General features: G+C 61.0%; 28 protein-coding genes and 1 pseudogene. 19 read left to right on the top strand and 10 right to left on the bottom strand.

Going from position 1 to position 20,253, the window contains the following annotated elements:
- The first annotated feature begins 30 nt into the window (after positions 1-30).
- The 6 genes from HU766_RS24715 to HU766_RS24690 are packed head-to-tail and all read left to right on the top strand — an operon-like array spanning position 31 to position 5,586.
- Positions 31-1,830 carry an extracellular solute-binding protein gene (locus tag HU766_RS24715; RefSeq protein WP_238338688.1) on the top strand — a complete coding sequence of 600 codons (1,800 nt, stop codon included), beginning with the start codon at positions 31-33 and terminating at the stop codon, positions 1,828-1,830.
- Positions 1,827-2,885, top strand: coding sequence for a microcin C ABC transporter permease YejB (locus HU766_RS24710; protein ID WP_186661388.1), 1,059 nt, complete (start codon positions 1,827-1,829; stop codon positions 2,883-2,885). The genes HU766_RS24715 and HU766_RS24710 overlap by 4 nt, the downstream gene beginning before the upstream one ends.
- Entirely contained in the window at positions 2,885-3,901 is a 1,017-nt protein-coding gene (locus tag HU766_RS24705; RefSeq protein ID WP_186661385.1) for an ABC transporter permease, read from the top strand. The genes HU766_RS24710 and HU766_RS24705 overlap by 1 nt, the downstream gene beginning before the upstream one ends.
- A 44-nt stretch (positions 3,902-3,945) precedes the next feature.
- On the top strand, positions 3,946-4,716 hold the full coding sequence (gene hbdH / locus HU766_RS24700) for a 3-hydroxybutyrate dehydrogenase (protein ID WP_186661384.1): 771 nt from the start codon (positions 3,946-3,948) through the stop codon (positions 4,714-4,716).
- Between the two features lie 55 nt (positions 4,717-4,771).
- Complete coding sequence (gene eco / locus HU766_RS24695) at positions 4,772-5,251, top strand: serine protease inhibitor ecotin (RefSeq protein WP_186661381.1); 480 nt, start codon at positions 4,772-4,774, stop codon at positions 5,249-5,251.
- A 59-nt stretch (positions 5,252-5,310) separates the two neighbouring features.
- Positions 5,311-5,586: a peptidylprolyl isomerase gene (locus HU766_RS24690; RefSeq protein WP_016499499.1), complete on the top strand. Its 276-nt coding sequence runs from the start codon at positions 5,311-5,313 to the stop codon at positions 5,584-5,586.
- Between the two features lie 20 nt (positions 5,587-5,606).
- Here the strand turns inward: HU766_RS24690 and HU766_RS24685 are convergent, their stop codons facing one another.
- Positions 5,607-6,230, bottom strand: a complete 624-nt coding sequence (locus tag HU766_RS24685) for a LysE family translocator (RefSeq protein WP_033698098.1) — start codon at positions 6,228-6,230, stop codon at positions 5,607-5,609.
- A 130-nt stretch (positions 6,231-6,360) separates the two neighbouring features.
- Between HU766_RS24685 and HU766_RS24680 the strand changes: the two genes are divergently transcribed.
- Positions 6,361-7,173, top strand: coding sequence for an AraC family transcriptional regulator (locus HU766_RS24680; protein ID WP_186661373.1), 813 nt, complete (start codon positions 6,361-6,363; stop codon positions 7,171-7,173).
- 65 nt (positions 7,174-7,238) lie between these two features.
- Positions 7,239-7,853 (top strand): LysE family translocator, encoded by a 615-nt coding sequence (locus tag HU766_RS24675; protein WP_186661371.1) that lies wholly within the window; start codon positions 7,239-7,241, stop codon positions 7,851-7,853.
- On the opposite strand, the gene HU766_RS24670 is transcribed toward HU766_RS24675, so the two are convergent.
- Positions 7,801-8,526 (bottom strand): metallophosphoesterase, encoded by a 726-nt coding sequence (locus HU766_RS24670; RefSeq protein WP_186661368.1) that lies wholly within the window; start codon positions 8,524-8,526, stop codon positions 7,801-7,803. The two genes, HU766_RS24675 and HU766_RS24670, sit on opposite strands and share 53 nt — an antisense overlap.
- A 75-nt stretch (positions 8,527-8,601) precedes the next feature.
- Here HU766_RS24670 and HU766_RS24665 point away from each other — a divergent pair, with 75 nt between their 5' ends.
- The 3 genes from HU766_RS24665 to HU766_RS24655 all read left to right on the top strand — a co-directional run bounded on the left by HU766_RS24665 (position 8,602) and on the right by HU766_RS24655 (position 10,177).
- Complete coding sequence (locus HU766_RS24665; protein WP_186661366.1) at positions 8,602-9,117, top strand: DUF3016 domain-containing protein; 516 nt, start codon at positions 8,602-8,604, stop codon at positions 9,115-9,117.
- A gap of 77 nt (positions 9,118-9,194) precedes the next feature.
- Positions 9,195-9,938, top strand: a complete 744-nt coding sequence (locus HU766_RS24660) for a carbon-nitrogen hydrolase family protein (RefSeq protein ID WP_186661363.1) — start codon at positions 9,195-9,197, stop codon at positions 9,936-9,938.
- On the top strand, positions 9,935-10,177 hold the full coding sequence (locus tag HU766_RS24655) for a hypothetical protein (protein ID WP_186661361.1): 243 nt from the start codon (positions 9,935-9,937) through the stop codon (positions 10,175-10,177). The genes HU766_RS24660 and HU766_RS24655 overlap by 4 nt, the downstream gene beginning before the upstream one ends.
- Before the next feature lie 23 nt (positions 10,178-10,200).
- Here HU766_RS24655 and HU766_RS24650 read toward each other — a convergent pair whose 3' ends face one another.
- Both HU766_RS24650 and HU766_RS24645 read right to left on the bottom strand, forming a co-directional pair.
- On the bottom strand, positions 10,201-10,701 hold the full coding sequence (locus HU766_RS24650; RefSeq protein ID WP_033698112.1) for a methylated-DNA--[protein]-cysteine S-methyltransferase: 501 nt from the start codon (positions 10,699-10,701) through the stop codon (positions 10,201-10,203).
- A gap of 77 nt (positions 10,702-10,778) precedes the next feature.
- On the bottom strand, positions 10,779-11,579 hold the full coding sequence (locus HU766_RS24645; protein WP_186661359.1) for a lipopolysaccharide biosynthesis protein: 801 nt from the start codon (positions 11,577-11,579) through the stop codon (positions 10,779-10,781).
- Between the two features lie 305 nt (positions 11,580-11,884).
- Here HU766_RS24645 and HU766_RS24640 point away from each other — a divergent pair, with 305 nt between their 5' ends.
- Complete coding sequence (locus HU766_RS24640; RefSeq protein WP_033698116.1) at positions 11,885-12,091, top strand: hypothetical protein; 207 nt, start codon at positions 11,885-11,887, stop codon at positions 12,089-12,091.
- 61 nt (positions 12,092-12,152) lie between these two features.
- On the opposite strand, the gene HU766_RS24635 is transcribed toward HU766_RS24640, so the two are convergent.
- Entirely contained in the window at positions 12,153-12,512 is a 360-nt protein-coding gene (locus HU766_RS24635) for a hypothetical protein (protein ID WP_156310050.1), read from the bottom strand.
- A gap of 193 nt (positions 12,513-12,705) precedes the next feature.
- Between HU766_RS24635 and HU766_RS26325 the strand changes: the two genes are divergently transcribed.
- The 3 genes from HU766_RS26325 (at position 12,706) to HU766_RS24625 (ending at position 13,809) form a co-directional block, all read left to right on the top strand.
- Positions 12,706-12,927: a hypothetical protein gene (locus HU766_RS26325; protein ID WP_050506062.1), complete on the top strand. Its 222-nt coding sequence runs from the start codon at positions 12,706-12,708 to the stop codon at positions 12,925-12,927.
- A gap of 102 nt (positions 12,928-13,029) precedes the next feature.
- Entirely contained in the window at positions 13,030-13,491 is a 462-nt protein-coding gene (locus HU766_RS24630) for a GNAT family N-acetyltransferase (RefSeq protein WP_186661357.1), read from the top strand.
- A 75-nt stretch (positions 13,492-13,566) separates the two neighbouring features.
- A complete protein-coding gene (locus tag HU766_RS24625) occupies positions 13,567-13,809 on the top strand; it encodes a hypothetical protein (protein WP_186661355.1) in 243 nt (80 codons plus the stop codon).
- On the opposite strand, the gene HU766_RS26320 is transcribed toward HU766_RS24625, so the two are convergent.
- The 5 genes from HU766_RS26320 to HU766_RS24605 form a co-directional block, all read right to left on the bottom strand.
- On the bottom strand, positions 13,781-14,080 hold the full coding sequence (locus HU766_RS26320) for a hypothetical protein (protein WP_238338687.1): 300 nt from the start codon (positions 14,078-14,080) through the stop codon (positions 13,781-13,783). The genes HU766_RS24625 and HU766_RS26320 overlap by 29 nt on opposite strands.
- A gap of 151 nt (positions 14,081-14,231) precedes the next feature.
- A complete protein-coding gene (locus HU766_RS24620) occupies positions 14,232-14,429 on the bottom strand; it encodes a hypothetical protein (protein WP_186661353.1) in 198 nt (65 codons plus the stop codon).
- Between the two features lie 63 nt (positions 14,430-14,492).
- Positions 14,493-14,789, bottom strand: a complete 297-nt coding sequence (locus HU766_RS24615) for a hypothetical protein (protein WP_186661351.1) — start codon at positions 14,787-14,789, stop codon at positions 14,493-14,495.
- 108 nt (positions 14,790-14,897) lie between these two features.
- A complete protein-coding gene (locus HU766_RS24610) occupies positions 14,898-15,308 on the bottom strand; it encodes a hypothetical protein (protein ID WP_047583063.1) in 411 nt (136 codons plus the stop codon).
- A 539-nt stretch (positions 15,309-15,847) separates the two neighbouring features.
- Positions 15,848-16,201 (bottom strand): hypothetical protein, encoded by a 354-nt coding sequence (locus tag HU766_RS24605; protein ID WP_186661350.1) that lies wholly within the window; start codon positions 16,199-16,201, stop codon positions 15,848-15,850.
- 475 nt (positions 16,202-16,676) lie between these two features.
- Between HU766_RS24605 and HU766_RS24600 the strand changes: the two genes are divergently transcribed.
- The 4 genes and pseudogenes from HU766_RS24600 (at position 16,677) to HU766_RS24585 (ending at position 20,237) form a co-directional block, all read left to right on the top strand.
- Positions 16,677-17,033 carry a hypothetical protein gene (locus HU766_RS24600; RefSeq protein ID WP_186661347.1) on the top strand — a complete coding sequence of 119 codons (357 nt, stop codon included), beginning with the start codon at positions 16,677-16,679 and terminating at the stop codon, positions 17,031-17,033.
- A 413-nt stretch (positions 17,034-17,446) separates the two neighbouring features.
- Positions 17,447-18,937: pseudogene (locus tag HU766_RS24595) on the top strand (ABC transporter transmembrane domain-containing protein); the annotation flags it as partial.
- A 67-nt stretch (positions 18,938-19,004) separates the two neighbouring features.
- On the top strand, positions 19,005-19,844 hold the full coding sequence (locus HU766_RS24590) for a hypothetical protein (RefSeq protein WP_186661344.1): 840 nt from the start codon (positions 19,005-19,007) through the stop codon (positions 19,842-19,844).
- 222 nt (positions 19,845-20,066) lie between these two features.
- Entirely contained in the window at positions 20,067-20,237 is a 171-nt protein-coding gene (locus HU766_RS24585; RefSeq protein ID WP_202883661.1) for a hypothetical protein, read from the top strand.
- Positions 20,238-20,253 lie beyond the last annotated feature (16 nt).

The following is a 20,253-nucleotide window of genomic DNA, read 5'->3' as shown; positions in this document are numbered from 1 at the left end:
CGCCTGGGCTGGCTGGCATTGGCACTGTGCCTGGCCCAGCCCGCCCACGCCGGCCCCAGCCACGCCTTGACCGTCTATGGCGAAGCCCCCCGCTATAGCGACACCTTCAGCCATTTCGACTACAGCAACCCCGACGCCCCCAAGGGCGGCATGCTGCGCCGCTCGGCCCTCGAGATTGGCCAGTTCGACCACATTCTTCCGTACATCGACAAAGGCACCGGCGTCAGCGAAGTCGATGGCTGGCTGTACGCGCCGCTGGCCGTGCGCGCGTTCGATGAACCCTACACCGTTTATGGCCTGATCGCCCGTCGCATGGAACGCGGCCCTGAAGATGCCTGGCTGCGCTTCGAGATCGACCCGCGCGCCACCTTCGCCGACGGCAAGCCGGTGCGCGCCGAAGACGTGCGCTTTACCTTCGAGCTGCTGATGCGCAAGGGCAGCCTCAAGTACCGCACGCAGTTCGCCGATGTCGTCGGGGTGACGGTCGAAAGCCCCCATCGCGTGCGCTTCGACTTCAGGCAAGGCCATGGCCGCACCCTGCCGCTGGACCTGGCGAGCCTGCCGGTGCTGCCCGAGCATGACTGGCAGCAGCGCGACTTCGCCAACGGCGGCGGCTTCGAGCGGCCGGTGGGCAGCGGCCCGTACCGCATCGGGGCTATCGATAATGGCCGCAGCATCACCTTTGAACGGGACCGCAACTGGTGGGCCAAAGACCTGCCTGTCAGCCGTGGCCGGTTCAACTTCGACAAGCTGCGTATCGAGTACTTCGGCGACACCGAAGTGGCGCGCCAAGTACTCAAGGGCGGCGGCTACGACTACAACCGCGAATTCTCCGCCACCGGCTACACCCTAGGCTACAAAGGCGCACAGCTGGACGACGGCCGCCTGCAGCGGGCACACCTGGGGCCAGCCAAACCGCAAGTCGCCCAAGGTTACGTGTTCAACCTGGACAAACCGCAGTTCCACGACCGCCGCGTGCGCCAGGCGCTGGGCATGCTCTGGGACTACGAGTGGAGCAACCGGCAGATGATGCGCAACCTCTACATCCGCCAGCAGAGCGTGTTTTCCAACACCCCGCTGGCAGCCCGCGAACTGCCGGACGCCAGTGAGCTGGAACTGCTGGAACCGTTGCGCGGCAAGGTGCCTGATGAAGTCTTCACTCACGTCTTCACGGCCCCGGTCACCGATGGCTCTGGCATTGTCCGCACTCAGCAGCTGCAAGCGCTGGCCTTGCTTGAGCAAGCCGGCTGGCGCCCCGAGGGCGATCGCCTGGTGAACACCCACGGCGAACCGCTGGAATTCACCTTCCTCAATGGCCAGGCTGGCCTGGAGCGCCTGCTGCTGCCCTGGAAGCGCAACCTGGCGCAGATCGGTGTCACCCTCAACATCCGCAATGTCGACTCGGCCCAGTACGTCAACCGCCTGATGGCGCGTGACTACGACATGATCGTCACCGGCTACCCGGTGACGCTGTCGCCCGGCGCCGAGCTGTACAACTACTTTGGCTCGCAAGCGGCCCACGACCCCGGCTCGAACAACCTGATGGTGCTCCAGGATCCGGCCGTCGACAGCTTGGTCGATGGCCTGGTGCGCGCCAGTACGCAAGCCGACATGCTGCGCCATGCCCATGCCCTGGACCGCGTGCTGCAGTGGAACTACTACTGGATCCCCAACTACTACCCACCCGGCAGTTCCACGCTCTGGTGGAACCGCTTCGGCCTGCCCAAGGTGCAGGCCACCTATGACGAAGGCCTGGACACCTGGTGGGAAGTCAGCCCTACCGCGCTGACCAACGCGCAGATGGCCGAGCGCAGGAATGCCACCCCATGACCGCCTATGTGCTGCGTCGCCTGTTGCTGATCATCCCGACCCTGCTGGCGATTTTGTTGGTCAACTTCGCCATCGTCCAGGCCGCGCCGGGCGGCCCGGTAGAGCAAGCGGTGGCGCGGCTGCAGGGCATCGGCGGCGGCGCGCCAGGCGCGCGTGCCGAAGGGGTGCACAGCGAATCGCGGGCCACCCGTGGCCTGGACCCGAAACTGATCGAAGAGATCAAGCGCCAGTACGGCTTCGACAAGTCAGCCCCCGAGCGCCTGTGGCTGATGCTCGGCCAGTACACCCGGCTCGACTTCGGCCAGAGCTTCTTTCGCGGGGCCAAGGTCACCGACCTGATCCTCGACAAGCTGCCGGTCACCTTGTCACTGGGCTTCTGGGCCACGCTCATCACCTACTTGGTGTCTATCCCGTTGGGCATCCGCAAGGCCGTGCGCCACGGCAGCCGGTTCGATGCCTGGAGCAGCGGGTTGATCGTGATCGGCTATGCCCTGCCCTCGTTTCTGTTCGCCTTGTTGCTGATCGTGCTGTTTGCCGGTGGCACGTCACTGAACTGGTTCCCGGTGCGCGGCCTGGTATCGGAGAACTTCGACCAGCTGAGCCTGCTGGGCAAGGTCGCCGACTATTTCTGGCACCTGGTGCTGCCGGTCGGTGCGCTGGTGATCGGCGGTTTCGCCACCCTGACGCTGCTGACCAAAAATGCCTTTCTCGACGAGATTTCCCGCCAGTACGTGGTCACCGCCCGGGCCAAGGGCCTGAGCGAGCGCCGCGTGCTCTACGGCCATGTGTTGCGCAATGCCATGCTGCTGGTGGTGGCCGGGCTGCCCCAGGCGTTGATCACGGTGTTTTTCGCAGGGTCGCTGTTGATCGAAGTGATCTTTTCCCTCGATGGGCTTGGGCGGATGAGCTATGAGGCAGCCGTGTCGCGCGACTACCCGGTGGTGTTCGGCACGCTGTTCATCTTTACCCTGGCAGGGCTGTTGATCCGCCTGGTCGGCGACTTGTGCTACACACTGCTCGACCCGCGCATCGACTTCGACACGAGGGCCAACTGATGCTCTCGCCCGTCTCGCGCCGCCGCCTGCAACGCTTTCGCCGCAACCGCCTTGGCTGGGTCTCGCTGTGGCTGTTTGCCGGCCTTTTGCTGCTGAGCCTGGGCGCGGAGCTGGTGGCCAATGACAAACCCTTGCTGCTTGGCTACAAGGGCGAGCTGTACACCCCGGCGCTCAAGCGTTACACCGAGCAGCAATTCGGCGGCCAGTTGCCGTTTCAGCCGGACTACCGCAGTGCCTACGTGCGCCAGTTGATCGACAGCCAGGGTGGCTGGATGCTGTTCGCACCGATCCCGTTCAGTGCCGACACGCCGAACTACGATTTGCAAGTACCGACCCCCAGCCCGCCCAGCGCAGCCAACTGGCTGGGCACCGATGACCAGGGACGTGACGTGCTGGCGCGGGTGCTGTACGGCACACGGGTGTCGCTGCTGTTCGCCTTTGCCTTGACTGTGGTCAGCGTGCTGATTGGCGTGACCGCAGGGGCGCTGCAGGGCTATCACGGCGGTTGGGTCGACCTGCTCGGGCAGCGCCTGCTGGAAGTATGGTCGGGCTTGCCGGTGCTGTACCTGCTGATCATTCTCAGCGGCTTCGTCGAGCCGGACTTCTGGTGGTTGCTGGGGATCATGGCGCTGTTCTCCTGGCTGGCCCTGGTCGATGTGGTGCGTGCCGAGTTCCTTCGGGGGCGCAACCTTGAGTACGTCAAAGCCGCGCGCGCGTTGGGGCTGCCCGACAGCCAGGTGATGCTGCGGCACATCCTGCCCAATGCCATGAATGCCACCCTGACGTATGTGCCGTTCATGTTGACCGGGGCGATCACCACCTTGACCGCGCTGGACTTTCTGGGCTTCGGCATGCCGGCCGGGAGTGCTTCGCTGGGCGAGTTGGTGACCCAGGGCAAGCAGCACCTGGAGGCCCCTTGGCTTGGGTTTACCGCGTTTTTCGCGCTGGCACTGGTGCTGTCGTTGCTGGTGTTCATCGGCGATGCACTGCGTGAGGCGTTCGACCCACGCGGGTAACAGCCGCCCCATACATTTTGATCACGTAGACAGGGAGCATCCGCATGACCCTCAAAGGCAAGACTGCACTCGTCACCGGTTCCACCAGCGGCATCGGCCTGGGTATCGCCCAGGTGCTGGCCGGCGCTGGGGCCGACATTCTGCTCAATGGTTTTGGCGACCCGGCACCGGCACTGGCCGAAATCGCCCGCCACGGCGTGAAGGTTGCCCACCACCCCGCCGACCTGTCGGACGTGGCGCAGATCGAATCCCTGTTCGCCCTCGCCGAACGGCAATTCGGTGGCGTGGACATCCTCGTCAACAACGCCGGTATCCAGCACGTGGCTCCGGTGGAGCAGTTTCCGGTCGAAAGCTGGGACAAGATCATCGCCCTGAACCTGTCGGCGGTATTCCACGGCACCCGCCTGGCCCTGCCCGGCATGCGCGCGCGCAACTGGGGGCGCATCGTCAATATCGCCTCGGTGCATGGCCTGGTCGGCTCCACCGGCAAGGCCGCCTACGTGGCCGCCAAGCATGGCGTGGTCGGCCTGACCAAGGTCGTGGGGTTGGAAACCGCCACCAGCAATGTCACCTGCAATGCCATCTGCCCAGGCTGGGTGCTGACCCCGCTGGTGCAAAAGCAGATCGACGATCGCGCCGCCAACGGTGTCGAAGCGCAGCAGGCACAACAGGACCTGCTGGCCGAGAAGCAACCTTCATTGGCCTTCGTCACCCCCGAGCAGCTGGGCGAGCTGGTACTATTTCTGTGCAGCGAGGCCGCAAGCCAGGTCCGCGGTGCCGCCTGGAATGTCGATGGCGGCTGGTTGGCCCAGTGAGGGCCGGCCTTGATCTGGCAAAGGTCTCGCATCTTTCGACTGCAAGGAGGCCTTAATGCGCCCAATCACACTCTCCGCGATCCTGACCTTGACCCTGGCTGCTGCCGCTCCGGCGATGGCCGCCAGCTTGAAGGACGTCGCGCCCTATCCCGAGGCGGAAAAAGGCTACACCCGGCAAGTCATCCACCTGCCCGCCCAGGCCGATGAGTCGGCCTACAAACTGGAAATACTCGCCGGCAAGACGCTCAAAGTCGACTGCAACCGCCAGCACCTGGGGGGCAACCTCGAAGAACGTACCCTTGAAGGCTGGGGCTACAACTACTACCGTCTGGACAAGGTCGCCGGCCCCGCCAGCACGCTGATGGCCTGCCCGGATGGCAAGAAGACCGACGCGTTTGTGCCCGTGGTCGGTGAAGGCTTCATGCTGCGCTACAACAGCAAGTTGCCGGTGGTGGTGTATGTGCCCAGAGGGGTCGAGGTGCGCTACCGCGTATGGTCGGCTTCGCAAGACGTGCAAAAGGCAAAAGTGGAGTAAGCACGTTGCTCGATCAGGCATAATGGCGCCCTTTTTTTACCCCGAAGCACAGGTGCCCCATGAAAGCTCAAGCCCGCCACATCCTGGTCAAGACCGCTGACGAAGCCGAAAAGCTCAAGCAGCGCATCGCCAATGGCGAGGCTTTCGATGTGCTGGCGAAGAAGTTTTCCATTTGCCCGTCAGGCAAGCGCGGCGGTGACCTGGGTGAGGTGCGCCCCGGCCAGATGGTCGGGGCGATCGACCAGGTGATCTTCAAAAAGCCGCTGCGCGTGGTACATGGGCCAATCAAGAGCAAGTTCGGCTACCACCTGGTGCAGACCTTCTATCGCGATTGACCCTGCCCTCACGCGCCGTCTTAGCGGCGCGCCGCCAGCAGACCAAGGCCAGCGCAGCCCAGCAAGGCGGCGCTGACCCGGTTGAACAGCCGACGCGGCCCTGGCTGGCTGAACCAGCGCTGCATGTAGGTGCCAAGGCCGGCATAAATGGCGATGGCCGCCCACTCCAGCAGCAGGAACATCACACCCAACCACAAAAACTGCTCACTGACCGGCGTGGCGCTGCCGACCGATACGAACTGGGGCAGGAAGGCCGTGAAGATCAGAATGGCCTTGGGGTTGCCCGCTGCCACCCAGAACTCTTGCCGCGCCAGGCGCCAGGTACCGCGTGGATGGTCGGCCGCGACTACGGCCTCAGCCACCGGTGCCCGCCACAGCTGCCAGGCGATGTAGAACAGGTAGGCAGCGCCGACCACCTTGATGGCGAGAAACAGGTATTCGCTGGTATGCAGCACCACCGCCAAGCCCATGGCGGCCAGCGCGATCATGCCGCTGAAGGCGACAATGCGGCCACCGCCGGCCACGCAGGCCGTGCGCAGGCCATAGCGGCTGGCATTGTGCAAAGACAGCAGGTTGTTGGGCCCGGGCGCCATGTTCAGGGCGAAGCAGGCAGGGATGAACAGCAGCAGGCTGGAAAGGTCCATTTTTGTTTTCCTATGACTTCAAGCGCTTATTTCGACGGCTGACGCGCGCAGGGTCAAGCTACAGCCAGGCGAAAAAACTGTATGGGTCACCTGCAGCTGTTAAGCTTTTGCCCTTGCCGAGGACCCCGTCATGCCCCGCTCACAAGCCTCTGTCTGGCGCGATGCTGCCCTGCCCTTCGTCGAAAGCCGCCGCGCCTGCCAAAGCCGGGCCTGCTACAAGGCGCATAGCCATCCAACCTTCTCCATGGGCGCAGTCGATGCCGGCTTCAGCCTTTTCACCGGCGCGGGCCGTGCTACGGAGCGCCTGACACCCGGCACCTTGGTGATGGTACCGGCAAGGCGTGTGCACGCCTGCAACCCTGAGCCGGGGCAGGCTTGGAGCTACCAGATGCTGCATGTGGATGCCAGCTGGTTGACGCACCTGCGCCAGGAGTCTGGGCTGCGCGGTGCACGACCTGGCGAGCCGGCCCGCATCAGCCGCGCGCCCGCCCTGTACCGTCAATTCTGCGCACTGAATGCACTGCTGTTCTCCAAGGCCAGCCATGGCGAGAAAGAGGCGGCGCTGATTGCCTTCATGGGCGATCAGGACTTCTACGTACACCCCACACTGGAGGCGGAACCCGCGCTGGGGGCGTCCATGCTCAGTGGGCTGGTCGAGCGTATCGAGGCAGCCGACCCCGCACGCTTGAGCCTCGATCTACTGGCCCGGGAGTCGGGGCTGGGGCGCTACCAGTTGATCCGAGCGTTCCGCGCCGCCACCGGGCTGACCCCGCATGCCTACCTGCTCAATGCCAGGGTCAACCGGGGCCGGCAGTTGCTCAACCAGGGCCAGGCGTTGGCGGAGGTCGCCTACCAGCTCGGGTTTGCCGACCAAAGCCATTTTCAGCGGGTGTTCAAGGCGCATGTGGGGGTGACGCCGGGTCAATACCGGGGTGCGCAATAATCTTCAATACGCTCACCCGGCGCGACGCCAGACTGCGGCTTTCCCCAGCCGGAGTCGTCCCGTCCATGGAGCAGTTGCTGATCATCGCCCTCGCCCACTTCCTTGCCCTGCTTTCACCCGGCCCGGACTTTTTCCTGGTCGCCCGCACTTCGGTCAGCGGCGGTTGGCGAATCGCCAGCGGCGCCTGCCTGGGCATCGCACTGGCCAATGGCGCCTTCATCGCCATGGCGTTCACCGGCCTGTCGATACTGCATGAAGGTAGCCCGCTGTTCATTGGCTTGCAGCTGGCCGGCGCGGCCTACCTCCTGTACATCGGCACGCAGTTCTTGCGCTACGCGGGGCGCTCCAGCCTGGCCGCTGTAGCCGACAGCGGGGCCGTGCCGGGCTGGTGGCGCAGCTTGGTGCTTGGGTTTCTGTCGGGCATTCTCAACCCCAAGAATGCCCTGTTCTATGCCAGCCTCGCCAGCATGGTGGCCAGCAGCAGCGTCGGCTGGAAGGTGGTCTATGCAAGCTGGATGTTCAGCATGGTACTGCTCTGGGACCTGCTGGTAGCCGTGGCCATCGGCAATCAACGCGTGTTGCAGCGTTTCGCGCGCACCTTGCCATGGCTGGAACGGGCCTCAGGGGTCATGCTGATCGTGTTGGCAGTGGGGCTGGCCCTGCACCTTGCCCGGGGCTGACCAGTTCAAGGGTTGCCAGGTCGATCAGGCTGAAATGGCCATTGGCCCAACCGCCGGTATCCAGATGCCAGACATTGCCCAGCAGCTTGGCTTGCAGCACGGGCGTGTGCCCGACCAGCAAGGCGCGGACACCGTGCACGGGTTGGGTGTCGCCCTCCTTGAGCCGGCGCCGCGACCATTGGCAAACTTCACGCACTTCGGGGTCGTCGTCCAGCTCCAGCCAGGTGCGCAGAACGGCCCAGTCGGCGAACGGGCTGTCGGCATGCAACAGGCCGATCAGCCCCCGCTCGTTTTCGACCTCCATGGCGATCGGCAATTGCTCGAAGCGTTCGACGAAACGCACCTGCTCGTTTCTGGGCAGGTCGAGAAACCAGCCACCACCGGCGGCGCGATACATCTGCAGGTCGAGCCGGCCACCGCGCAGGTAGGTAATCGCCAGCGCCTCATGGTTACCTTGCACCGCGTGGAACCAAGGCCGGTCCAGCCATTGCAGCGCCGCTTCACTGTAAGGGCCACGGTCGACCAGGTCGCCGACGCTGAACAAGCGGTCTACCGCTGGGTCAAACCCGGCCTGCTCCAGGCACATCACAAGGCGCCCGAAGTGCCCGTGGATGTCGCCTACCGCCAGGTCGCGCCCCTGGGTATTGGCGGCTAGCCGTAGAAACCGACTCATTACAATCTTCCTCTGCTGGCGCCAGCCTGGCAGGCGTAGAATGGCGCTACACGCAAACCGCCCCGGAGGTGCATCATGCGTACCGCCCTTGTGTGTGCCGTGCTCATGGCGCTTTCACTGAACAGCATGGCACAAGGCGCCCCGGCTGCGCAGGTCGAGGTGCATTTTGACCAGCCCGAGAAATTTCGCGATGCCAGCCTCGACAGCCCCGGATACGAGCGCGGGGCCGATGCCTATGTCATGAAGAGCCTGACCGAGTACCTGCAGAAGCTCGGCCAGCGCTATTTGCAGGCGGACCAGCAACTGGTCATCAACATCCGTGACATCGACCTGGCCGGCCGCTTCGAGCCTTGGCACAGTCGTGCCTATGATGTGCGCTTCATGCGCGAAATCACCTGGCCGACCATCGACCTCAGCTACACCCTCAACCAGCCCGGCATACCTGCCCAGCAAGCCCAGGAGCGGGTCAGCGACAAGATGTACCTCAGCCGCCCCGGGCGCGTAACCAGCAGCAGCGACCGCCTGTATGCCGAAAAGGCGATGCTGAACGACTGGTTCCGCCAGCGCTTCGCGCCGCATCCGGCTTCCTGATAATCCCTTCACTGGTACAGGTGTTGCCGCCGATAGTATGCTCGGCCTTTCGGTCTGTACCAGGGAAGGAGCTGTTGATGAAACTCTGCGCCGTGCAATTGGCTTCGCTCAAGGGCGACCTACAGGGCAACCTCGAACGCCACCTTGTCTGCATCGAGCAGGCGGTGGCGCTGGGTGCCGAGCTGGTGGTGTTTCCTGAACTGTCGCTGACCGGCTACGAGCCGACTTTGGCCCGCCAGGTCGCCTTGCCGCTGTCTTCGTCGCGGCTCGACCATCTGCAGGCGCTGTGCGATCGACATGGCATCACGGTCGCCGTGGGCCTGCCCTTGCCGACACCTGACGGCGTCCAGATCGGCATGCCGATCTTCAGCCCGGGTGCGCCTCGCCAGGCCTATGCCAAACAACGCCTGCACAGCGACGAGCTGCCCTACTTCACCACAGGTGATCAGCCCTTGCTCCTGGACGTGGCTGGGCATCGGATGGCGCCCGCCATTTGTTACGAGTCGATGTTCATCGAACATGCGGCAGCGGCTCACGCACAGGGTGCGCAGGTGTACCTCGTGAGTGTGGCGAAAACGGCCAAGGGTATTCGCGAAGGTCATGAGCACTACCCCCAGGTCGCGCGCCAGCTGGGCCTTGGCGTATTGATGGCCAACTGCGTGGGGCCGGCCGATACCTTCATTGGCGCAGGCAGGTCGGCGGCCTGGGACCACCAAGGCCGACTGCTGGCCAGCCTGGATGACCGCTGCGAAGGGCTGATCGTACTGGATACCGCCACCGCCAGCGCGTCTGCCGTACCTTTGAGGGCACTCCCTGCGTGAAGTATCTGTTAGTAATGCTGGCGAGCTACGCGTCGACTCATTACCTGGTCGGGTTGTTGATCCAGGGCCAACTGGCCAATATCGCCGAAGGCCTGCGCCACCGGCCCGATGCCCCGACACCTGGCGAGTACCTGCGCGAGGTCAGGCCGCAGGCACGGCGGGCCCACAGGCAGTACACCTTGATGGCCGGCTCAGCGCTTGCGCTGGTGGCTTGCCTGATCGCGAGTTGGTTTGGCTGATCGATACCTTGCTGTGGCCCGGCTCAAAGCGCCAAGGCCAGGCTCTGTCGCCCTTCCAGCGCCAGCAAGTATTGCTTTGCCGCAAGCCCGCCGGCAAAGCCGGTAAGGCTGCCCGAAGCGCCGATCACCCGATGACATGGCGCAATGATCGAGATCGGGTTGCGCCCATTGGCTGCGCCCACCGCACGGACCGCGCTGGGGTTACCGATCTGTCGGGCGATGTCGCCGTAGCTGCGGGTTTCGCCGAAGGGAATGGCCAGCAATGCAGCCCACACTTCACGCTGAAACGGCGTGCCGGCGAAGTCCAACGCGAGGTCGAAGCAGCGTCGCTTACCGGCGAAGTACTCGCCCAACTGGCGGGCGGTGTCCAGCAGAACCGGGCAGTGATCATCGCGATGAAGGGCGCCGAGCCGCACGCGGTTCTCCCGCTCCTCCTCCCACAGCACCGCTGCCAGCCGCTCGCCGCGGGCCACCAGCGTCAGCGTGCCGACGGGGGATTGCATCAAGGTGAAGGCACTGGACATAGGGGAGGTTCCTGCTGGCTGCGTTACGGTCAGCGCACTCTACCCATGCCCAAGGCCGCACGCACCCGCTTTCTTGCTCAACCAATCGCGCAACCGGCAATGCGCCTGGCTTCGGACAGGTTGACCTTGGGGATCAGCTCGGTCGGAATACGCGAAGCCGCCGACAGGTTGTAGACGTGAAAGTGCTCATTGACCACTTGCCGCGCCATCAGCGTCAGTGACGGCAGGATACGGCTGTCCCAGTGCTGGTCCAGGCCGCAGGGCGAGTGTTCACCTTCGGCGGTTTCGTAAAAGCGCCCTACCGTCTGATCAAGATCTACGCCCACCAGCAACACCTCTTCAAAACCCAGGTGATACGCCAGTTGCAGGGCCACATAAGCGACCGTGCGGGCATCGAAAAAGCCCTGCGACAGGTTTTTGCTGAAGGCAATCGAGCGGGCTCGTTTGCTCCACAACGCTCGGTTGCAGACACAACTGTCACCGTGCCCGCGCATACCGTCGAGCAAGCCTGGCGTGTGCGCCTTGTGCAAGGCATAGCATTCGCTGGCGGCGGGAATATCGGCACCTTCGAACTGCTCTGGCCATAACGCTAGGCGCTGGCTGTCACGCAAGGCGGTGGCGAACAGTGCTGGTTGCTGTTGGCCAAAGCTCTTGTCGGTGCACACGTAAAAGAACGGCTTCACGCCATGCTCGGCAGTCATGGCAACTGAACCATTCATGGCGATGATCGGTAGATGGGCAAATTCGCCCAAGGGGAAATGCTTGGCTGAGGCGCCCGAAGCCAGAATAACCACGGGGCCTTGCTGGGTATTGCGACACGCCTCGAAACTGGAGAACGCCCCGCGTTCAGCGCTTGGCTGCGACGGAAGTGTGTTCATCATTGGCTACTTTGGACTGGACAGTACAAAACACGATACCGGTCCTTGTACGCGCAGCGGACGCTTTTACATAAACCTTACACAAAGCGACTGAAGGGTCTAAATCTGTCCAAAAACTAAGTACACACCGTTTTCCACACAGGTGCTGTGTCTTTCAGACCTACACATTTCGTACCCGTTCCCCGGCCTTCGGCCTGCCTGTGCATTTTTGCCACTTGAACTATTCGTCGTTTCTTCATGAGCCTCCTTGATGGTTACCCATTGCGAGACTAATACTTAAGTCTCTGCCTGGGGAGGCACGAAACATGCAACCAAGATTCGTTATCGTTCCGGCGGTACCCATCGAAAAGGAGTCCTTCCGCATCGCTAGCCGCTACTACGCGGCTACCGTAAGCGGCGGCTTCGACATCTATGACAACTTGGCGAAGGAGCGGCTGAAACCCAGCTACCCGAGCAGAACCGATGCGCAGATGCAGTGTGAGCGGATGAACAACAAGCTCGAAATGAGATGATTGGCATACAGTGCAAGGCCAGTCAGCCAGAGACCAACATGGGCAGCGCGGATTACTGACCTCAGTCCAGACACTCCCTGGCCGCCAGGCGCAGCTTGTCGCCTGACAGGAAGCTGCCCTTGTAGAACGTTGCCCGGCTGCCGTCACGTACGTCGACTACCTCCAGCACATCGTCAGAGGCCACCGCGCTGGGCGCCGTCAACCGATAGCCGTGGGCGATGGACTTCTGGTTGGCAAGTGGCGCCAGTGCTCGCCACTTCGGCATCACGCACGCGGCAAACTGCGCGGGGGTTTTATGGGTCAGCTTGCTGGCTGTGGGTTTACCTGGCGTTGCGCAACCGGCAAGGCTGGCAGCCATGAAAGCGCTGAAGAAGATACGAAATGTAGGCATTTGCAATTGGCCATTAGGGGTACGCGGCATTCTACCGAGGGTTGCGCACGGGTACCAATCAACCAAGGTCGTGGCCACTCAGCCTTTGTCCATGCCTGGGCATGTTGCTTGAGTACAAGCGCGCTGGCACCTGTCAATTCTGCCAGTAGCGAAAACCGTAAAGGGGGAAGATAGTTTGCCTTGCGGATGTTCATCCAGCCGGTACAAAGCGAGGACCTACCCTATGCCAACCGACCGCACGCGTTTCTTCTACCAGAACGGCAGCCTCCACACATTGAAGACGGGCGACGAAAGCCGCGTCATCTTTCGTAGTGCAGACATGCCACTTGCAGAGTTGCAGCCTGACACTGTGCAAGGCACTGGGTTGTTGGCTACGGATGATAAAGGCTCAGTGCTCCAGGTGCAGGGTGGCGATATCGAAACGTCAGACACGGACCCCGCTTAGCGTTGAAACAAACCGTGGAAAACACGAGACAGCTGGACTTGCCACACCCTCTTCAATGGTGTGTGATGATGCGTTTTACAGCTTGATCAGCGCAGGACGCCCATGCCTCAAATTGACTGGCTAGAAAACCATATGAACCATTGCGACACTTTCGCTCAATGGATTCATCAGCAATTCCAGTATGAGTTCGAGGACATTGACCTCGCCCAATGGCAGCTGGACTTCGCGCAAGGCCAGGGCAATGGCCAATGGCAATGCCTGGTCGCACTGGATCAAGGCCACTTGCTGGGTGGCGCTGCCCTCGCCAAGGAAGACCTGCCGTCCCGCCCGGAGCTAGGCCCCTGGCTCGCCTGCGTGTTCGTGCACCCGGCAGCCAGAGGTGCCGGTATCGCCGAGCAGTTGATCGAGGGCATATGTACTCACGCACGTGGCACCGGCGTAGAAACCTTATACCTGCACACCAGTGACAAACAGGCCTACTATGCCAAGCGTGGCTGGGCGGTGATCGAGCAGTTCGAGGCCTGGGGCAAGGCGCAGTGGCTGATGTCGCGATCACTTCGCTGACCCTGCGCCCAAACGATGCCGCAGCGAGGCCCAACTGGGCCGTAGACGCACACTTCAAGGAACGCAGCCAAGATCATGGAACCGCTTCAAACCATCAAATCAGACCTCGTCAAAACGGCCGACCACCTCAATGCACTCAGCAAGGCCATGACCGGGCATGCCAAGTTCATGGAGGCCAGAGCGACTTCTGAGACCAAGATCGATGTACGCGCTCATATCAAGTCCATCGACGGCGTCGCCGATGAGTTGAGGTCAGTTGCCGCAAAAATCACAGACACCGCTCTACCCGCTACTTCGAACAGGCAAATTGCTCGTTGACAGGCACCGCATCGCTCGCAATACGCCGCGCTCGGCCTACGCCCCAGGCCAAAGCGCGAGTCATCGACTCGCCTGGGCGCGAATCGAATGCCTCTTCATGAATCGCCATGCCGCTAGGGGCATAAACACCGATGAACATCTGCGTGCTGCCTGTTCGCGACAGTCGCACCTGGACATCGATGTAGGTTCCATCGTTTAACGTTTCGTCGTGTGACCGATGGTGAAGCGTTGGGTCTGCCCAGCCCCAGAAAACGTCGCCGCGAATCCGCATGCCGCCCTCCTACGACTTTAGTTGTATGCGTAAATGCCACCATAGCCAAAGCCAAACGGCACGCAACTGCACTTAGTCGGAATGAGAGCTGAATCGGACAACTGGCTGTCAGGCGAAAGTGAAGTCATTTTCGCCTCTGCATATCAAGGCCTCAGGGTTTACCGTCCAGCTCTGGCGGCCATGCGCTCATGAAAATGATGACCCCAGGTATGGAGAGCGCGAGCAAGTACTGCCCAGGGTGAACCACCACACCAATGGCCCAGACCGCCATCACAGCCCCGCCGACAATACGCCGGTGTCGGGGCGTGAAGCGCTTTTGAAAGGTCTCCAGTTTTTTACGCCAAGCCATTACCCATTCCTTGTTTGCACACTCAGGTCCATTGCGTCGGCGCGTGGCTACGTTACAGATTCTTCAATCTTGCTCTGTCAGTTCACAGACACCATTAGCGCGACCCTTGCCGGTGTACGAAACGCCCGGCGATCCGTCAGGGTTAACCATGATCGATACCGTTACCCCAGCGCCCTTGGCTTCGAAGTACGTGTCACTGAATTTCTTCAATTTCGCTTCCTTGCCATTGATGTACACAGGGCCGCCCTCATCGGCATGCACCTCGATATTCCCCGGGCATGTGGCATTGACCAGCGGGATCTGCGCATTGGCGATACCCGCAATGGAACACAACGCCGCACCTAGCAGTAACCGCTTCATTAAAACCTCCTGATTTGGCGGGCTATAAAAGTTTTAGAATTAGCCCAGTGCGAATGATCGCGCAACCCCTTCCGGCGGCGATGGATCACTTAATCACAGATGCGCAGATTAGCGCCGCTCTGTCGCCAGGCTCGAATCGACATTCAGCACTCGCAGGAGTTTGAGGGCATCTTCAAGGCAAGCGACCCTCACTGACCAGTGCTCCTTCTGAGCCGAGTCAGTGAAGCCTTCTGGAAACTCGTTGCGCAACAGGGCGACCCGAAACCTCTTTGTTCTTGTCACTGGCGGCCGCCATTGGAATGTTACCCACTTCTTGGCAGGCATGATCGTGTACCAACACTCGCCATCGACTTCGATACCTACCGAGCGGACTTCGCCCTGGGGCTTACGCCCGCAACGAAACTTTCCCAGACACGCGAATGTACCAATCAAAAGCGCGAACGCCTCCTTGGCGCGCTTGTCTTCGATGTACTCATAAAAGCTCGTTATCCATCGCCCATCGTCAGCAGCGCTCAGCATCTCAAAGCCCCCATTTGACCGCTAACTGTATCCGAACCGGCGGGCCCTGCCAGTTCGGCCGTCTGCCGGCAGATGAAATCAAGCTTCTCCTTCACTGCCATTAGCGAAAAGCCCAGCTGAATGCATGCCTATCTCATTCATCACAGGCCAAATCTGCTCGCTGCTCCTGCAGGGTCAGGTATCCCAACTTACGGGGATTGCCACACAGCCAGCAGGAACAGACTTTGCCGTGGTTGGCGAACAGCCCTGCATTGCGTGGATTAGTCGTCCAGCATTCGTGGAAGCGCTGCTTCCGGTAGAAGCGAGCCTTGATTCGGCGTGTATCGTGTCGGCGTTGTGCTCTGGTCATATATCCTCCTAAGCCAAAGCCGACAAAGCCCCGGCAGATTTCTCTGGCGAGGCTTATTGGGGATCACTCCTCGACAACCACAGGAACGACAGGTAAGGCCATACTGGCTCAGTGGTTTACTGCCAGTCAAACCACATTTGCCGTCACCAGGCATCGGCGCAAAACGAAAAGCCCCGGCGATGGCGAGGCGTCAAGGTTGATAGGGGCCGATAGATTCGGCCCAGACCAGCAAGGCTTCTGGCTGGATGTCTCGCTGATGCCGGTGCTGAGGCGGCAGGTGCTCCGGCACCGTGGTGACGCCGACGCCTTGAGCCAGGGCATGGCTGGCAATCTGACGACGCTGATGAAACACCATCAGGCGATCGCTGTTGACCCGGATATCCACCAGCAGGTGGATATAATGAAACGGCACGGAGCAGTGCAGCCAGTCGGCTACTGTTTGGCTGGCCACTGCCGTGGCGTAGAGGTAGCCCGAGGCTCCCAGAGTACCGACACAAACTTGAGCCTTGGATACTTCTCCGGTGTCGCGGTTGACGATGGGCATGGTACGTCCGCAAAAATCCACAAACAGCTTGTCGCCGGGTTTATGGATCTACCGCATGCTGATTTTCTGCTGGTTACGCCAGGCCCGGTAGAGGCGAGTGAACTGCGCGTAGGACACGCTATCCGGCTCGCCCACGCGGAACTCTGCCCAGAGCAGATCCAGCGTGACGTCCCGTTGCTGCAATTGCTCATGGACAGTCGTCCAACTGGGTACAGCTCGACGGCTACCGCCCGTACGCCACCGCTGAAGCGGGCCTGCAAGGCGGCATCCTCCAGGTCGCGCAACTGTTCCCAGCCCTCACCTCGCTGGCTCAGCCGATCTCGCAGGCCGCGAACGGTATTGGGTGATATCTCCACTAGGCACGCCACCGCCCGATGCGATAGCGAAGGATTGCAGGCATGGCGAATAGCCTGCCGGAGTTGCTCAATGGTCAGTTTCATAGGTTCTCCCCGCGACAGGCGTGGTTACGCAGGCGGTGCTGTTCGAACCTGTCGGTGGTATCGAGGTTTACTGGCAGCGGGCCAAAGTCACCGTCGTACTGATGAGAAAGCTGGAGCGCATCGCTAGCCCGGATGCCCTGGCGGCATTGACCTGGTTGCTGCGCGAAGCCATCGTGCAGGGCAACCGCAAGAATACGGAGCGATTGGCGCGCAGTATTTATACGGCGCTGCTGATAATGGGCATCGAATGGCAAAACCGGGAGCTGGCGGAGCCGCTGCTCAAGCTGTTTGCGCAGCGTATTCTGCCGCTGGGTTCGCCATCCCATCGGCGCTTCTGCATGAGCGGGCAGGACATGCTTGAGTGCTCTGCCGCACTCAATTTGATTATGTAGCAAACCACCGACGGTAAGCGTCGCGGCCTGACATGGCTGCAATCATGCGTCGGTTACTGGCTGGCATGACGGGCTTCCATGTAGTGCATGCCCTGGCACCCCAGTACATATCCGCAGGCACCAATGTACCGGCAGAAGTCATACACCGACTCGAACAAGATGAGCGCTGCCGGCAATGGGGGTGGAGCAGTATCAACGCTCTCCAGCCTGAGCCATTTCCACCCAAGAGCATTTGGCTTCCGCGCCCATTAGACGCAGAGAGGCCAGCTCCTGGATACCCACCTTTGAGCAGCTGAGGGTTTCCCCACACGCATCTCTTGGTAGCCAGCACCTTGTCGGAGTGGCGCATGGCCGGTACATTGCGCAGCCATTGGCCACGCATGCTCTCGCGAGGCTCGTGTCAAAGGAATGAAATGCAAGACGAACTCCAAGGATTGGGCGTTTCGCCTGAGGTTGACACAGGCCTTGCGTGTCTGGTCATGCTGGCGCGTTTTCATAACGTAGCCGCCTCCCCCGAACAACTCGCTCACGAATTCGCCGAAGATGGCCGCCGCTTCGGCCGTGCCGAACTCCTCATAGCCGCCAAGAAGCTGGGCCTCAAGGCCAAGTCCGCGCGCAGCTCGCTTAGCCGCCTGGATACCACCCCGCTGCCCGCCATCGCTGCCGACCGTGACGGCCGCTACTTCATCATTGCCCGGATCGACGATGGCAAGGCGTTGATCCACGATCCGCGTGCGCACCGTCCTGAAGTGCTGAGCTTCGAGCAACTGGAGCAACGCTGGACCGGCGAGCTGTTGCTGATCCGCTCCGAAGCCTCGCTGGCCGGTGAGCTGAGCAAGTTCGACTTCACCTGGTTCATCCCGGCCATCGTCAAGTACCGCAAGCTACTCTGCGAAGTGCTGCTGGTCTCCTTCGTGCTCAACATTTTCGCGTTGCTCACGCCGCTGTTCTTCCAGGTGGTGATGGATAAGGTGCTGGTGCATCGCGGCCTGTCGACCCTGGACGTGATTGCTGTCGGCCTGCTCGGCATCATGCTCTTCGAGACGCTGCTCAGCGGCCTGCGCAGCTACGTGTTCGCCCACACGGCCAGCCGCATCGACGTGGAGCTGGGCTCACGGCTTTTCCGCCATCTGGTGACCCTGCCGCTGGCTTACTTCCAGGCCCGACGGGTGGGTGATTCGGTGGCGCGAGTGCGCGAACTGGAGAATATCCGCAGCTTCCTCACTGGCAACGCCATCACCCTGATCCTCGATGTGCTGTTCTCGGTCGTGTTCATCGCCGTGATGTTCTACTACAGCGGCTGGCTGACCCTGGTGGTGGTCCTCTCGCTGCCGTTGTACTTCCTGATCTCCTTGCTGATCACTCCGGTGCTACGCGCGCGGCTCAACGAGAGTTTCTCGCGCGGCGCGGAGAACCAGGCCTTCCTGGTCGAGACGGTCAACGGCATCGACACCCTCAAGGCTATGGCCGTAGAGCCACAGATCAACCGCAAGTGGGACAATCAGCTGGCCGGCTATGTGGCCGCCAGCTTCAAGACCCAAACCCTGTCGACCCTGGCCTTTGAGGCCGTCGGCCTGGTGGGCAAGCTGGTGACAGTGGCCACCCTGTGGCTGGGGGCGCGCCTGGTGATCGACGGCGATATGTCGGTGGGTCAGTTGATCGCCTTCAATATGCTGGCCGGTCGGGTATCGCAGCCGATCATGCGCCTGGCCCAGCTGTGGACCAACTTCCAACAGACCGGGGTGTCGGTGCAGCGCCTGGGCGACATCCTCAACGCGCGCACCGAACTGTCCCAGGCCACCCGCAGCGCCTTGCCGCCGCTCAAGGGGCAGATCGAGTTCGACCAGGTGCACTTCCGCTACCGCCCTGATGGCTCGGAGGTGCTGCGCGGGGTGAACCTGCAGAGAATACAAAGATGAAAGTTTGATGGAAAGATAGTTTGTATATTTGGCTTTTATTGGGGTGTGAAAAATGATCCGTAATGCGCTGACAAATTGGCGCGGCGCTAGATTTTTATTTACTACGCTAGCAGTTTTTGTAGTGACCTTTATTGGCTACATCGCCAGTGGCTGGGTTGAGCTAGGTAAATTTTGGCTCTCTGAAGGTGTCTGCAGGTCTTGCTCTACCGGAGATATAACTGGGGTGCTCGGCGGGATGAAAATCAAGATCCCACGCGATTGCGCTGAGCTTGTGGAGTACGACGGCGATCCAGGTTTTGGAGAAAGACCGAGCGATGCCGCATCAAATAGAAATACGCGGAATATTCGTAGTTTGGGAATGGATGTGCGGCTGCCGGAGATGTCCTGCAAAAGCAGCAAAGAACTAAAAGACGATTATCGATCAAATTTCCTGAACAAGCATAGCCTCTGGCTGAGCATTGGGGTTAATTCTGGAGAAATATACCCAGGACCTCAGGCTGCTCAGCGCCAATTGGACGCTGTTTTAAGTAGCATAAGATCTCCGAATGAGTTTTGGCTTGATAATTACGAGCGCACCCCTGAAATGATATATGGTCTAGATGCTTTTGTGGTTTCAGGGACTGACCCACAACTGGGGGGACCTGCAAAAGATAACGAAAGAGCAAGCGATAAATTCTTTGGTCATAACGAATCTGACGCAGCTGACTTATATATCTCCTGTGGCAAAACCTATGTACCGAGAGGTGTCGCGACCTGCGTCATGAAATTCAGCATGGAGCCTAGTGCTAAGGCTATGCTCTCTGTTCGATTTTCTAGAGAACATCTATCGCAGTGGCGTGAAATTAGAAATGTAGTAGTGGGTTTTGTTAGCGGACTTAAACCTGAAAATTGACCCTCAGCGAACACGTAAAAAGTATTCGCCCGAGCCCTGTAATAATTTAAATGGAAATTAAAATATGACTCAATCGGTTACGGTTGCCCAGCTTGGAGCTTACCAGCTGTCTATTCAGAGTGGAGGAGCCAGTGCTACGACAGCCTGTACGGCAGCACCGGCAACGACATCCTCGAAGGCGGCGCCGGCAACGACACCCTGAGCGGCGATGCCGACAGCGACGTGTACCGTTTCAGCCGTGGCTGGGGCCAGGACACGGTCAACAACAACGACAGCAGCACCGGCAAGGTGGATGCTATGAGTGCGATCCATGAACCCCACCTACCGCCAGATGGAGCCTCGATTTACCGTTGCATCTCCGGTGAGCAGTTCCACGGCAGCAGCGCTTCGTAGTCCTCTACCGACGAGG

The sequence above is a fragment of the Pseudomonas sp. SWRI77 genome (genome assembly GCF_014269105.1).
Lineage (GTDB): Bacteria > Pseudomonadota > Gammaproteobacteria > Pseudomonadales > Pseudomonadaceae > Aquipseudomonas > Aquipseudomonas capeferrum.
The sequence above is the reverse complement of the archived record's forward strand: the minus strand, read 5'-3'. Positions and strand labels throughout refer to the sequence as shown.